The sequence below is a fragment of the Pantoea sp. Morm genome (assembly GCF_016643525.1).
In the GTDB taxonomy this organism is placed as follows: Bacteria; Pseudomonadota; Gammaproteobacteria; order Enterobacterales; family Enterobacteriaceae; genus Pantoea; species Pantoea dispersa.
This window is the reverse complement of record NZ_VOQX01000021.1, coordinates 54931-67906: the sequence shown is the minus strand read 5'-3', so window position 1 is coordinate 67906 and position 12976 is coordinate 54931. Positions and strand designations below refer to the sequence as shown.

Below are 12976 nucleotides of genomic sequence, written 5' to 3'. Positions count from 1 at the left end.
AGTTCGACAACGCGAAATACAACGGCCTGATCGCCAGCATGGGTTTCAGTGCCGATCAGTACGCCGAAGCGCTGCGCAAGCAGCTGGCGACGCAGCAGCTGATTAACGCCATCGCCAATACCGACTTCATGCTGAAGGGTGAAACCAGCAAGCTGGTGGATCTGGTCTCGCAGCAGCGCGAGATTCGTCAGGCGGTGATTGACGTTAACGCGCTGGCCACGAAACAAACCGCCAGCGACGACGAAATCAATCAGTACTACCAGCAGCATCAGAGCAGCTTTATGGCACCTGAGCAGTTCCGCGTCAGCTACATCAAAATGGATGCGGCCAGCCTGCAGGAGAACGCCAGCGAAGCGGATATTCAGAGCTGGTACGATCAGCACAAAGCCGATTATTCACAGCCGCAGCGCAACCGTTACAGCATCATTCAGACCAAAACCGAAGCCGATGCCAACGCAGTGCTGGATGCGCTGAAAAAGGGCGAGGATTTCGCCACGCTGGCGAAGAGCAAATCCATCGACCCAATCTCTGCGCGTAAAGGCGGCGACATGGGCTGGCTGGAGCCGAACACCACGCCGGATGAGCTGAAAAACGCCAACCTGACGCAGAAAGGCCAGCTGTCTGGCGTGATCAAGTCCTCAGTCGGTTTCCTGGTGGTGCGTCTGGACGATATCCAGCCAGAGCAGGTTAAACCGCTGGCGGAGGTGCACGACGCGGTGGCGGATAAAGTGAAGCAGGAAAAAGCCGTCGACGCCTTCTATAAGATGCAGCAGAAGGTGAGCGAAGCCGCCAGCAACGACAACGAATCCCTGGCGGGCGCCGCACAGGCATCTGGTCTGAAAGTGGTGGAAACGGGCTGGATCACCCGCGATAACGTGCCGGCCGATCTCGATTTCGATGCGGTTAAACAGGCGATCTTCAACGGTGGCCTGACCGGTCAGAACGGCGCGCCGGGCAACAACTCTGACATCATCAGCGTCGATGGCGATCGGGCGTTTGTGTTGCGCATCAGCGAGCATAAACCGGAAGCGGTTAAACCGCTGGATCAGGTCAAGGCGCAGATTGCCGACAGCCTGAAGCATGACAAAGCGACGCAGCAGGCCAAAGCGCAGGCAGACAAACTGCTGACCGAGCTGAAAGCGGGCAAACAGGACGCGCTACAGGCGGCTGGCCTGACGCTGAGCGCCAGCAAAACCGTCGATCGCAACGCCCAGGATCCGGTGGCTCAGGCCGCATTCAACCTGCCACAGCCAGCGGATAACAAGCCGTCTTGGGGTGTCAGCGAAGATATGCAGGGCAACGTGGTGCTGGTCGCGCTGGATAAGGTCAGCGCGGGCAACATGCCGCAGGCGCAGATCGATGAAATGGTAAAAGGCGTGACGCAAAACAACGCGCAGATTGCCTTTGAAGCGCTGCTGGAAAACCTGCGTAAAGCGGCGAAGATTAAGTACGGCGCCGCCGCACAAAACCAGTAAGCCTCACAAAAAAAGGTAAACTGCTGCAATACCGAAAGGCCGCTTCTGCGGCCTTTTCCATTTCTGATCATCGCCTTTTGAGTGCGTTTCTCGCTTGTGCCACCCTGCAGTGGCTGTCAAACACAAGGAGAAACACAGCATGGTTAAATCAACATTTCGTGCCTTTTGCATCACGCTGGCGCTGGGCGGCGCGCTCTGGACCAGCGGACTGGCGGCGGCGGAAAGCCCCAGTGAAACGCAGGCGACGCAGGTGTCCACGCCGCAGCCGGAACAGGTCAGCATCAATCAGGCCACGGCCGAGCAGCTGGCCACCGCCATGAACGGTATTGGACTGAAAAAAGAGCAGGCGATTGTCAGCTATCGTGAGCAGTACGGGCCCTTCAGCGCCATTGAGCAGCTGAAAGAAGTGCCGGGTATTGGCAGTGCGCTGGTGGAGCGGAACAGCGCGCGGCTGAAATTGTGAAGCGGCTCGCGACTCTGAAGGATTGCTAAAGCGGCCCATCAGGCTGTGCTATGCTCAACAGGTCCAACCAGTTGTCATTCACAGCCTGAACAGGAGCAATCATGCAAACCACCATCAAAGTGCGCGGCTATCATCTTGACGTCTATCAGCATGTGAACAATGCGCGCTACCTGGAATTTCTGGAAGAGGCGCGCTGGCAGTGGCTGGAAGATGCCGATGCCTTTCACTGGCTGCTGGAGCAGCAGCTGGCGTTTGTGGTGGTGAATATCAACATTAACTATCGTCGTCCGGCGGTGCTGGGCGACGTGCTGCACATTGAGAGCGAGGTCTCGCAGCTCAACGGCAAAAGCGGCATTATTTTACAGCGGGTGGTGCTGGCGGGTGATAACACGCTGGTGGCGGATGCGGCGCTGACCTTCGTCTGCATCGATTTGCGCACGCAAAAAACCGTGCCGCTGGAAGGGGAGTTACGTGAACGCCTGGCGGCATTGATGACCGCGCCTTCCTGAGCTGGCATGCCCCGAAAGCACGCCAGCCCGCAGCGCGGCCGCAATCAGCGCAGGCCGCTTTTCTGTTTCATCGCCGCCATCACGCTGGCCGCATTGGCCTGGTAATCGGCCAGACCGCGCGCGCGCAGGTGGCAGGCCGCGCACTCACCACAGCCGTCGCCTTTAACGCCGTTGTAGCAGGTTAGCGTCTCCGAACGGACCAGCGGCAGCTGCTGCCAGTAGTCCGCCAGCGCCCAGGTTTCTGCTTTATTCAGCCACATCAGCGGCGTTTCAAAACGCACGTCGCGCGCCATGCCGAGAGTGACGGCGTTGTTCAGCGCTTTGACAAACTCGTCGCGGCAATCCGGGTAGCCGGAAAAATCGGTTTCACATACGCCGGTGATCACCGCTTCGGCTTCCACCTGATAGGCATAAATTGAGGCCAGCGTCAGAAACAGGATGTTACGTCCCGGCACGAAGGTGCTGGGCAGGCCGCTGGCCTGTGGATTGTAGGCTGGCACCGGGATGTTATCGCGCGTCAGGCTGCTGACCGCCAGTTCATTGAGCAGCGTGACGTCCAGCACTTTGTGCGCCCGCGCGCCCAGCTGGTGCGCCAGCTCTGCGGCGACGCTGATCTCTTCGCGATGGCGCTGACCATAATCAAAGGTCACGCAGTGCACTTCATCATACTGCTGCAGCGCCTGAATCAGACAGGTGGTGGAGTCTTGTCCGCCACTGAATACGACAACGGCTCGTTTCATGTTTTCTTCCCCATAAATCAGTGCGCCTATGGTACTGGCTCCGGCGCGGGCTGAACAGCACCGCCTGCGGCAGGCGGCGGGATCCAGGCGCGGGTGAAATCGAACCAGCCCATGCTGTTAAGCTGAATACCTTCGACGCCTGGCGGAGCAAACACCTGGTAGCGATAGTTAAACAGCGGCAGCAGATGGCCGTCGCGCATTAACTGCTGAAACAGCTGATGAATCGCGGCGCTGCGCAGTGCCGGACTGGCCTGACGTGCGATAGCGTGCAGCGGTGCCTGCAGTACCGCCGGACGCAGCGGTTGCCAGGCCGCATCATTTTCCAGCCAGTTCACCAGGGTAAACTGCGGCGCATCACCAATCAGACGGTCGCCCATGATGATGTCGGCGTCACTCAGATCGATGTCGTCGCGCCAGCTTTTGACGTCGTGAAATACGCAGGTGAGGGTACAGCCCTGTGCCGCCATCAGCGGCACCAGCGCCTGCGCCATGACGTGCAGTTCGATGGGCAGGTGATAATGCAGCGTCAGCGTTGCGGGCAGTGTGCCATCCGGGCGGTGCGGGGCGGGCAGCGGCCAGCCGGGCAGCAGCTCTGCGGTTGGCGTAATTAAGCCTTCATCCAGCGGCAGCTGCTGAATAACGCCGCTGTGCTGAATCAGCGCGAGCAGCGTTTTCGCCTGCGCCTGGCTGAAACGAGCTGAGAAACGCGGCGCCAGGTAACAGAAACCGAGACTGATGCTGCGATCCACCGGCCGCAGCGTGTCCAGCTCGTCGGGATCGCCAATGGCGATCTGCACCGGATGGCGACAGCTGGTGCCCAGCCCGCGCTCGAACAGCTGCGGCGTAATCCAGTATTCAACCACCTGAATCAGCGGGCGCTGATGGTGCCAGCGCGCATGGCTCTCCAACCGCACCAGCTCGCGGGTAAAGTGCGTCAGGCGCCACGGTCCGCTGCCGGTATCGGCATGCTCCGGATGCGGCAGCAGGCAAAACTGATGCGCCAGCCGCTGCGGCAGCCAGTAATCGCTGGTGCGCAGCCGGATACGCAGCGCCAGCGGATGTGGCGCATCGATGTGTTCCACCGCCGCCAGCAGACGGCCGCCCTGCGGCGTCTGCATGATACGTTGCAACTGCTGGACCAGCTGTGCCGCCTGCACCGGTTCGTCGTTGTGCCAGCTGAGCAGCGGCCGCAGCCAGAAATACCATTCGCGGCCCTGCGCATCGTATTGCCAGTGATGTGCCAGATCGCCCTCGACATCATCCGCGTTAAAGCGCGTCAGGCCGGAAAAAATCTGGCGTACCAGATGCTGCTCGGCGCGTCCGGTGAGCTGCAGCGGATCCAGCGCCTCCATCGCGCGATAATAGGGAATGCGCAGCACCGGTGCCTGGTTCTGCCACTGGCCGCCCATCAGTGGGCGCAGCATTTTAACCAGCCGTTCAGGCGCGACATCCAGTACCTGCAGTGCCTGTACCGCTTCACCGGCTGCCAGCTGCTGGCTGAGCAATTGCTGACGCAGCTGTTCGGGAGAGAGCAGAAAGCGCAGTTCGCCCTGTTTACCGCGTCCCGCCGCACCGTGCCACTGCAGCCAGCCCGCCTGCTGCCACTGCCGCAGCAGGGTACGCACGTGGCGCTCGCTGCAAAAGCAGTGCTGCGCCATGGCCGCAACGCTGATGCGCTGCGCTTCGCCCTGGCTAAGCTGCCACAGGCGCTGAAACTGATTAACCCGATGAAGCCGTCGCATGATTAAACCCGGAACAGTTTTTTGAAAGTATTCACTATTAGTTCCGTAATTACCAGGCGATAGTAAACCCCTCATTCAGACCGGAGAGTTGCTATGGCCCGCCTCGCGGCATTTGATATGGACGGTACACTGCTGCTGCCTACCCACCGTTTAGGTGCGGAGACGCTGCAGAGCCTCAACGCCCTACACCAGCGTGGCGTTACACTGGCGTTTGCCACGGGGCGTCACCTGCTGGATATGCAGGCAGTACGTCAGCAGATCACCTTGCCCGCCTGGCTGATCACCGGTAACGGCACGCGCATTCACGATGTCGAGGGCAGGCAGCTGTATGGCTGTGATCTGGCGCCATCGGTGGCGGAAGAGGTGTTGCACAGTCACTGGCAAACTCCTGCATCGATCCACATCTTTAATGACGAAGGCTGGTTTACCGATAAACCGCTCCCGGGATTGCTGGAAGCGCACGCGATGAGCGGGTTTCACTATCAGTTGCGTGATTTGCGCCGCATGCCGGCACATGAAGTCACCAAGATCTGCTTTATCGCGCCGTATGAGATGCTGCTGGCGCTGAAGATTGAACTGCAACAGGCGCTTGGCGATCGCGCCAGCCTGTGCTTCTCCGCCAGGGAGTGTCTGGAAGTTTTACCGGTGGATTGCCACAAAGGCGCCGCGCTGGCGCGGCTGTGCCAGCATCTGTCGCTGCCGCTGGCGGATTGCATGGCATTTGGCGATGCGATGAACGACCGCGAAATGCTGGAGCGCGTCGGGCGTGGTTTTATCATGGGCAACGCCATGCATCAGCTGAAAACCTCGCTGCCCCATTTACCGATCATTGGCCATTGCGAGACACAGGCGGTGTCTCACTACTTAAATCACTGGATGACCACACCACACCTCGATTATTCCCCCGAATGCTGAGGCTTACAGTGAACCGGACAGGATGTCCGGTTTTTTATTGCAGCTCGCGCTGCCACGCCTGAATATCGCCGATCTGCTCAGCGACCCACTGCGGATTGTAATAGGTATCCGGATAGCGCTCGCCGCTGTCACACAGCAGCGTGACCAGCGCGGCGGACTGCCCCTGCGCACGCAGCCGTTTTGCCACCTGCAGCATGCCCCAGAAATTGGTGCCGGTAGAGGCGCCCGGACGCCGGCCGAGAATCTGCTCCAGCCTTAACATGGCCGCCACGGTGGCGCCATCCGGCACTTTCATCATTTCGTCAATCACATCCGGTAAAAACGACGGCTCAACGCGCGGGCGACCAATCCCCTCAATCAGGCTGCCGCGCTCGCTGCGCAGCGTACGATCGCGGCTGTGCCAGTAATCGAAAAACACCGAGTGTTGCGGATCGACCACCAGCAGGCGCGTGTCGTGGCCCTGATAGCGGATGTAGCGCCCCAGCGTAGCCGAGGTGCCGCCGGTGCCGGCGCTCATGATCAGGGTGTGTGGCACCGGGAAAGGTTCATGCGCCATCTGGCGGAAAATGCTTTCGGCAATATTGTTGTTGCCGCGCCAGTCGGTGGCGCGTTCGGCGTAGGTAAACTGATCCATAAAATGACCGTTGAGTTCACGCGCCAGACGCTCGGATTCGCTGTACAGCTGGCACGGATCGGCGACGAAGTGGCACTCCCCGCCGTAAAAGCGGATCAGCTCGATTTTGCGCCGTGCGGTACTGGCTGGCATCACGGCGATAAACGGCAGGCCGAGCAGACGGGCAAAATAGGCTTCCGACACCGCGGTGCTGCCGGAGGAGGCTTCGATGATCGGCGTGTTTTCTCCAATCCAGCCATTGGCCAGACCATAGAGAAACAGCGAACGCGCCAGGCGATGTTTCAGGCTGCCGCTTGGATGGGTGCTTTCATCCTTAAGATAAAAGCGAATGCCGGGGAAATCGTCCAGCGTAAAACGGATCAGGTGCGTATCAGCGGAGCGCTGAAAGTCGGCGTTAATTTCATTGATAGCGTGGCGAACCCAGGGCGTTTGCATGGTGCGATTCCGGCAGCGAGATTGCGCTCAGTGTAAGGCACTGGCAGGAAAAAGAGGTTGCTAAAAGTTGGTTATAATTGGCAAATAAGAGAAAATTTTTCTCCTGAGGTGGCGAATGCTAGATAAAACTGACCGCACACTGCTGGCGCTGCTGCAAAAAGACTGCACGCTGTCGCTGCAGGCGCTGGCCGATGCGGTGAATCTCACCACCACGCCGTGCTGGAAGCGCCTGAAAAAGCTGGAAGATGATGGCATTATTCGGGCGCGCGTCGCGTTGCTGGATGGTGAAAAGCTCGGTCTGTCGCTCACCGCCTTTATGCTGATCAAAACCCAGCAGCACAGCAGCGACTGGTTTCAGCAGTTTGTCGCGGTGGTACAGCAGATGCCGGAAGTGATGGCCTTTTACCGCATGGCGGGCGAGTACGACTACCTGCTGCGCATTCAGGTGGCCGATATGAAGAGCTACGACGCGTTTTACAAGCGTCTGGTTAACGGCGTGCCGGGGCTGATTGACGTCACCTCCAGCTTCGCTATGGAAGAGATTAAATACACCACCGCCTTGCCGGTAGCGCCCTGAACGGGCATCACAAGAGATTGTTTTGTGCGATTATTCAGCCAGTTAAGTTGGTATTTTTTGCGCGAGTGGCGGCGCTATCTGGGCGCCATCAGCTTGCTGATTATCATTGCGCTGCTGCAGCTGCTGCCTCCGCATCTGGTCGGCGTGATTGTCGACGGCGTGACCCAGCACAGCCTGACGCGCGGCGAAATTTTTCTGTGGATCGGCGTGATGCTGGTGACCGCAGTGATTGTCTATTTGCTGCGCTACGTCTGGCGCGTGCTGTTGTTCGGCGCCTCTTACCAGCTGGCGGTGGAGTTGCGCGAAGATTTTTACCGCCAGCTTAGCCGCCAGCATCCGGCGTTTTACCTGCGCCACCGTACCGGCGATCTGATCGCGCGCGCGACCAACGATGTCGATCGCGTGGTGTTTGCCGCGGGTGAGGGGGTGCTGACGCTGGTGGATTCGCTGGTGATGGGGCTGGTCGTGCTGGCGGTAATGAGCGTGCAGATCAGCTGGGAGCTGACACTGCTGGCGCTGATTCCTATGCCGATTATGGCGCTGGTGATCCAGAAAGACGGCGCGCGCCTGCATCAGCGCTTCAAAGTGGCGCAGGCGGCGTTCTCCAGCCTGAACGATCAAACGCAGGAGAGTCTGACCAGCATCCGCATGATCAAAGCCTTTGGCCTGGAAGATCATCAGTCGAGCCAGTTTGCCGATATCGCCAGCGACACCGGCCGCAAAAATCTGCACGTGGCGCGCGTCGATGCGCGCTTCGATCCCATCATTTATATCGCCGTGGGCTTTTCGAATTTGCTGGCGATTGGCGGTGGCGGCTGGATGGTGTGGCACGGTTCACTGACGCTCGGGCAGCTCACCAGCTTCGTCATGTACTTAGGGCTGATGATTTGGCCGATGCTGGCGCTGGCGTGGATGATTAACATCGTTGAGCGCGGCAGCGCGGCGTGGAGCCGCATTCGCGCGCTGCTGGCGGAAGCGCCTGCGGTTGAGGATGGTCAGCAGCCACTGCCGGCGGATGCGGGCGTGCTGCAGGTGGCGATCCGCGCCTTCCACTATCCGGCGAGCAGCGCGCCGGTGCTGAGCAACGTGCATTTCCAGCTACAACCGGGGCAGATGCTTGGGCTGTGCGGGCCTACCGGCTGCGGCAAAAGCACGCTGCTGAGCCTGATTCAGCGCCATTTTGATATCGATCAGGGCGAGATTTGCTATCACGCCATTCCGCTGCCGCAGCTGCGGCTGGACAGCTGGCGCAGCCGGCTGGCGGTGGTCAGTCAGACGCCGTTCCTGTTTTCCGATACCGTTGCGAATAACCTGGCGCTGGGCCGCCCGGAGGCAACGCAGGAAGAGATCGAGCGCGTGGCGCAGATGGCCTGCGTGCACGATGACATTCTGCGTCTGCCGCAGGGTTACGCTACCGAAGTGGGCGAGCGCGGCGTCATGCTCTCTGGCGGGCAGAAACAGCGCATCGCCATTGCGCGTGCGCTGTTGCTCAACGCGGAGATTCTGATCCTCGACGATGCGCTGTCGGCGGTTGATGGCCGTACCGAACATGAAATCCTGCATAACCTGCGCCTGTGGGGCAAAGGGCGCACGCTGATCATCAGCGCGCATCGGCTGTCGGCGCTGACCGAAGCCAGCGAGATTCTGGTATTGCAGCAGGGCGCAGTGGCACAGCGTGGCGATCACGATACGCTGGCGGCGCAGCCGGGCTGGTATCGCGATATGTATCGCTATCAGCAGCTGGAAGCCGCGCTGGATGAGGATGAGGCAGAACAGGGAGCCGACCATGGCTAAATCGCAACGCTTATGGCCAACGCTGAAACGCCTGCTGGCCTACGGTAAACCGTGGCGCAAATCGCTGTGGTTGGCCGTCGGCATGCTGTGGATCGCTGCCGCTGCCGAAGTCACCGGCCCGGTGCTGGTGAGTTATTTTATCGATAACCTGGTGGCAAAACACCAGATGCCGTGGGGCATCGTGGCCGGGCTGCTGGTGGGCTTTGTGCTGCTGCAGCTGCTGGCAGCGGGTCTGCACTATTTCCAGGCGCTGCTGTTTAACCGCGCGGCGATTGGCGTTGTGCAGCAACTGCGCGTCGACGTGATGAATGCGGCGCTGCGCCAGCCGCTCAGTGCTTTCGACACTCAGCCGGTGGGGCAGATTATTTCGCGCGTCACCAACGACACCGAAGTGATCAAAGATCTTTACGTCACGGTGGTGGCCACTGTGCTGCGCAGCGCTGCGCTGATTGGCGCGATGCTGGTGGCGATGTTTGCACTCGACTGGCGTATGGCGCTGGTGGCGCTGGTGATTTTCCCGCTGGTGTTAACGGTGATGCTGATCTATCAGCGCTACAGCACGCCGATTGCGCGCCGCGTACGTAACTATCTGGCCGAAATCAATAATGGCTTCAACGAAGTGATTAACGGCATGAGTGTGATCCAGCAGTTTCGCCAGCAGGCGCGCTTTGGCGAGCGCATGGGCGAAGCCAGCCGTTCACACTATCTGGCGCGGATGGAGACGCTGCGGCTGGACGGCTTTCTGCTGCGTCCGCTGCTCAGCCTGTTTTCTGCACTGATTTTGTGCGGTCTGCTAATGCTGTTCAGCTTTGCCACGCCGGGTGTGTTTGAGGTTGGCGTGCTCTACGCCTTTATCACTTATCTTGGTCGCCTTAACGAGCCACTGATTGAGCTCACCACGCAGCAGTCAATGCTGCAGCAGGCAGTGGTGTCGGGCGAACGTATTTTTGAACTGATGGATGCGGCGCAGCAGGGCTACGGCAGTGACGCTCAGCCGCTGGCTTCCGGGCGTATCACCCTGCGCGACGTCAGCTTTGCCTACCGCGACAACCGCGACGTGCTCAGCCATATCGATCTCGAGGTGCCGGCGCGCGGCTTCGTGGCACTGGTCGGCCATACCGGCAGCGGCAAAAGCACCTTAGCCAATCTGCTGATGGGCTACTATCCGGTGACGCGTGGCAGCATTGAGCTGGATGGCCGCCCGCTGCGCCAGCTGACGCACGATGCGCTGCGCGGCAGCGTGGCGATGGTGCAACAGGATCCGGTGGTACTGGCCGATACGCTATTGGCCAACGTGCGCCTTGGACGCGATATCAGCGAAGAGGACGTGTGGCGCGCGCTGGAGAAGGTGCAGCTGGCATCGCTGGCCCGCGCGATGCGCGACGGCATTCATACCCGGCTCGGTGAGCAGGGGAACACGCTGTCGGTCGGGCAGAAACAGCTGCTGGCGCTGGCGCGCGTGCTGGTGTCGCTGCCGCAGATTCTGATCCTCGATGAGGCCACTGCCAATATCGACTCAGGCACCGAGCAGGCGATTCAGCAGGCGCTGCGCACGCTGCGTCAGCACAGCACGCTGGTGGTGATTGCTCACCGTCTTTCCACCATCACCGAAGCGGATCAGATTCTGGTGCTGCACCGTGGTCAGGTGGTCGAACGCGGCACACACACCGAACTGCTGGCGCAGCAGGGCCGTTACTGGCAGATGTACCAGCTGCAGCAGGCCGGCGATGAACTCGCGGCGGGCATACCCGCAACGGCAGAGGGGTGATTTGCACCTTTTTTGCGCAGATTTATCGGAATGTTCTGTATTGATGCACTCCTTTGAGGCCGCAAGCACCAAAGGAGTGCAGTAAAGTCCCACCTTTCTGTTTTTCCGAATGAAAACCTTGCCCGTTACGCCATACCGGAGCGCGATACTCTGCGCCCGGCAGCCTTAGCGACCACTTTTGCCATTTGTGGCACAGCCTTTGCTTAACTCTCTGCGTGTCCGCGAAGACTCACCTATTTTTATATCCGGAGGGGAACGTATGAAGCTGGTTACCGTGGTAATCAAACCATTTAAGCTGGAGGACGTGCGTGAAGCCTTATCCTCCATTGGCATTCAGGGCCTGACCGTGACCGAAGTGAAAGGCTTCGGTCGTCAGAAAGGCCATGCAGAACTGTACCGCGGTGCCGAGTACAGCGTTAACTTCCTGCCAAAAGTAAAAATCGATATTGCGATTGCGGACGATCAGCTGGATGAAGTGGTGGATGTGATCAGCAAAGCCGCGTACACCGGCAAAATTGGCGACGGCAAAATTTTCGTCGCGGAACTGCAGCGCGTGATTCGTATTCGTACCGGCGAGACCGACGAAGCAGCACTGTAACTGGGGCTCTGAATTGTGATGGGATGGAAAGAAATGAATAAAGTAATGACTAAGTTGGGCCTCACCAGCCTGGCGCTGTTACCGTCTCTTGCGATGGCAGCTGCGCCTGCCGTAGCGGATAAAGCCGATAACGCGTTTATGATGATTTGTACCGCGCTGGTACTGTTCATGACAATTCCCGGCATTGCCCTGTTTTACGGCGGCCTGATTCGCGGCAAAAACGTGCTGTCGATGCTGACGCAGGTCGCGGTGACGTTCGCGTTAGTGTGCGTACTGTGGATCGTCTACGGCTACTCGCTGGCGTTCAGCGAAGGCAATGCCTTCTTCGGTAACTTCCAGTGGGCAATGCTGAAAAATATCGAGCTGAAAGCGGTGATGGGCAGCTTCTATCAGTACATTCACGTGGCGTTCCAGGCTTCCTTCGCCTGTATCACCGTGGGGCTGATTGTTGGTTCGCTGGCTGAGCGTATTCGCTTCTCGGCGGTACTGATTTTCGTGCTGGTGTGGCTGACGCTGGCCTATCTGCCTATCGCACATATGGTGTGGGCTGGCGGCTTCCTGGCACAGGATGGCGCGCTGGACTTCGCTGGCGGTACCGTGGTGCACATCAACGCCGCCGTTGCCGGTCTGGTTGGTGCTTACCTGGTAGGCAAGCGTGCTGGCTTCGGTAAAGAAGCGTTCAAACCGCATAACCTGCCGATGGTGTTTACCGGTACCGCGATTCTGTACGTTGGCTGGTTCGGCTTCAACGCCGGCTCTGCGTCTTCCGCTAACGAAATCGCGGCGCTGGCCTTCCTGAATACCGTGGTGGCCACTGCGGGTGCCGTGCTGTCGTGGGTGTTCGGTGAGTGGGCGCTGCGCGGTAAGCCTTCACTGCTGGGTGCGTCTTCTGGCTTCATCGCCGGTCTGGTTGCCATCACGCCAGCCTGTGGTTATGTCGGCGTCGGCGGCGCACTGATTATCGGTCTGGCCGGTGGCCTGGCAGGTATCTGGGGTGTGACCACGCTGAAGAAATGGCTGCGCGTGGATGACCCGTGCGACGTGTTCGGTGTGCACGGCGTGTGCGGTATCCTCGGTTGTGTCCTGACCGGCGTGTTTGCCTCCTCGTCACTGGGCGGCGTGGGCTACGCAGAAGGCGTGACCATGGGCCATCAGGTTTGGGTTCAGCTGTTCAGCTGTGGCCTGACCATCGTCTGGTCTGGCGTGGTTGCCTTCATCGGCTTCAAGCTGGCAGATATGATTGTTGGCCTGCGCGTACCGGAAGAACAGGAACGTGAAGGTCTGGATGTGAACAGCCACGGCGAGAACGCTTACAACCAGTAAGTG

Annotated in this window: 12 protein-coding genes; 9 read left to right on the top strand and 3 right to left on the bottom strand. The window is 59.5% G+C overall.

The window, feature by feature from the left end; all coding sequences use genetic code 11:
• The 3 genes from ppiD to FT726_RS10075 form a co-directional block, all read left to right on the top strand.
• Nucleotides 1-1475: peptidylprolyl isomerase (gene ppiD / locus FT726_RS10085; protein ID WP_346302770.1), on the top strand; the 1475-nt coding region annotated here is incomplete at its 5' end.
• A gap of 139 nt (nucleotides 1476-1614) precedes the next feature.
• Complete coding sequence (locus tag FT726_RS10080; RefSeq protein WP_346302769.1) at nucleotides 1615-1938, top strand: helix-hairpin-helix domain-containing protein; 324 nt, start codon at nucleotides 1615-1617, stop codon at nucleotides 1936-1938.
• 101 nt (nucleotides 1939-2039) lie between these two features.
• Nucleotides 2040-2447, top strand: a complete 408-nt coding sequence (locus tag FT726_RS10075) for a thioesterase family protein (RefSeq protein ID WP_058769390.1) — start codon at nucleotides 2040-2042, stop codon at nucleotides 2445-2447.
• A gap of 44 nt (nucleotides 2448-2491) precedes the next feature.
• Here the strand turns inward: FT726_RS10075 and queC are convergent, their stop codons facing one another.
• Nucleotides 2492-3187, bottom strand: coding sequence for a 7-cyano-7-deazaguanine synthase QueC (gene queC / locus FT726_RS10070; protein ID WP_058757956.1), 696 nt, complete (start codon nucleotides 3185-3187; stop codon nucleotides 2492-2494).
• 26 nt (nucleotides 3188-3213) lie between these two features.
• Nucleotides 3214-4929, bottom strand: coding sequence for an SgrR family transcriptional regulator (locus FT726_RS10065; protein ID WP_346302768.1), 1716 nt, complete (start codon nucleotides 4927-4929; stop codon nucleotides 3214-3216).
• Between the two features lie 93 nt (nucleotides 4930-5022).
• On the opposite strand from FT726_RS10065, the gene cof reads away from it, so the two are divergent.
• Nucleotides 5023-5844, top strand: a complete 822-nt coding sequence (gene cof / locus FT726_RS10060; protein WP_278427360.1) for an HMP-PP phosphatase — start codon at nucleotides 5023-5025, stop codon at nucleotides 5842-5844.
• A gap of 34 nt (nucleotides 5845-5878) precedes the next feature.
• Here cof and FT726_RS10055 read toward each other — a convergent pair whose 3' ends face one another.
• Nucleotides 5879-6913, bottom strand: coding sequence for a PLP-dependent cysteine synthase family protein (locus FT726_RS10055; protein WP_021507195.1), 1035 nt, complete (start codon nucleotides 6911-6913; stop codon nucleotides 5879-5881).
• A gap of 115 nt (nucleotides 6914-7028) precedes the next feature.
• Between FT726_RS10055 and FT726_RS10050 the strand changes: the two genes are divergently transcribed.
• The 5 genes from FT726_RS10050 (at nucleotide 7029) to amtB (ending at nucleotide 12973) form a co-directional block, all read left to right on the top strand.
• On the top strand, nucleotides 7029-7490 hold the full coding sequence (locus tag FT726_RS10050) for an Lrp/AsnC family transcriptional regulator (RefSeq protein WP_021507196.1): 462 nt from the start codon (nucleotides 7029-7031) through the stop codon (nucleotides 7488-7490).
• Between the two features lie 24 nt (nucleotides 7491-7514).
• Nucleotides 7515-9284, top strand: coding sequence for a SmdA family multidrug ABC transporter permease/ATP-binding protein (locus FT726_RS10045; RefSeq protein ID WP_346302767.1), 1770 nt, complete (start codon nucleotides 7515-7517; stop codon nucleotides 9282-9284).
• Nucleotides 9277-11052, top strand: a complete 1776-nt coding sequence (locus tag FT726_RS10040) for a SmdB family multidrug efflux ABC transporter permease/ATP-binding protein (RefSeq protein ID WP_346302766.1) — start codon at nucleotides 9277-9279, stop codon at nucleotides 11050-11052. The genes FT726_RS10045 and FT726_RS10040 overlap by 8 nt, the downstream gene beginning before the upstream one ends.
• A 259-nt stretch (nucleotides 11053-11311) precedes the next feature.
• Complete coding sequence (gene glnK, locus FT726_RS10035; protein ID WP_007886947.1) at nucleotides 11312-11650, top strand: P-II family nitrogen regulator; 339 nt, start codon at nucleotides 11312-11314, stop codon at nucleotides 11648-11650.
• A 33-nt stretch (nucleotides 11651-11683) separates the two neighbouring features.
• Nucleotides 11684-12973 (top strand): ammonium transporter AmtB, encoded by a 1290-nt coding sequence (gene amtB, locus FT726_RS10030; RefSeq protein ID WP_058757951.1) that lies wholly within the window; start codon nucleotides 11684-11686, stop codon nucleotides 12971-12973.
• Nucleotides 12974-12976 lie beyond the last annotated feature (3 nt).

What these genes read in the sequence shown, in the direction of transcription:
- FT726_RS10080 (WP_346302769.1), top strand. Translation starts at nt 1,615, where the DNA reads ATGGTTAAATCAACATTTCGTGCCTTTTGCATCACGCTGGCGCTGGGC.
- FT726_RS10075 (WP_058769390.1), top strand. Translation starts at nt 2,040, where the DNA reads ATGCAAACCACCATCAAAGTGCGCGGCTATCATCTTGACGTCTATCAG.
- queC (WP_058757956.1), bottom strand. Translation starts at nt 3,187, where the DNA reads ATGAAACGAGCCGTTGTCGTATTCAGTGGCGGACAAGACTCCACCACC.
- FT726_RS10065 (WP_346302768.1), bottom strand. Translation starts at nt 4,929, where the DNA reads ATGCGACGGCTTCATCGGGTTAATCAGTTTCAGCGCCTGTGGCAGCTT.
- cof (WP_278427360.1), top strand. Translation starts at nt 5,023, where the DNA reads ATGGCCCGCCTCGCGGCATTTGATATGGACGGTACACTGCTGCTGCCT.
- FT726_RS10055 (WP_021507195.1), bottom strand. Translation starts at nt 6,913, where the DNA reads ATGCAAACGCCCTGGGTTCGCCACGCTATCAATGAAATTAACGCCGAC.
- FT726_RS10050 (WP_021507196.1), top strand. Translation starts at nt 7,029, where the DNA reads ATGCTAGATAAAACTGACCGCACACTGCTGGCGCTGCTGCAAAAAGAC.
- FT726_RS10040 (WP_346302766.1), top strand. Translation starts at nt 9,277, where the DNA reads ATGGCTAAATCGCAACGCTTATGGCCAACGCTGAAACGCCTGCTGGCC.
- glnK (WP_007886947.1), top strand. Translation starts at nt 11,312, where the DNA reads ATGAAGCTGGTTACCGTGGTAATCAAACCATTTAAGCTGGAGGACGTG.
- amtB (WP_058757951.1), top strand. Translation starts at nt 11,684, where the DNA reads ATGAATAAAGTAATGACTAAGTTGGGCCTCACCAGCCTGGCGCTGTTA.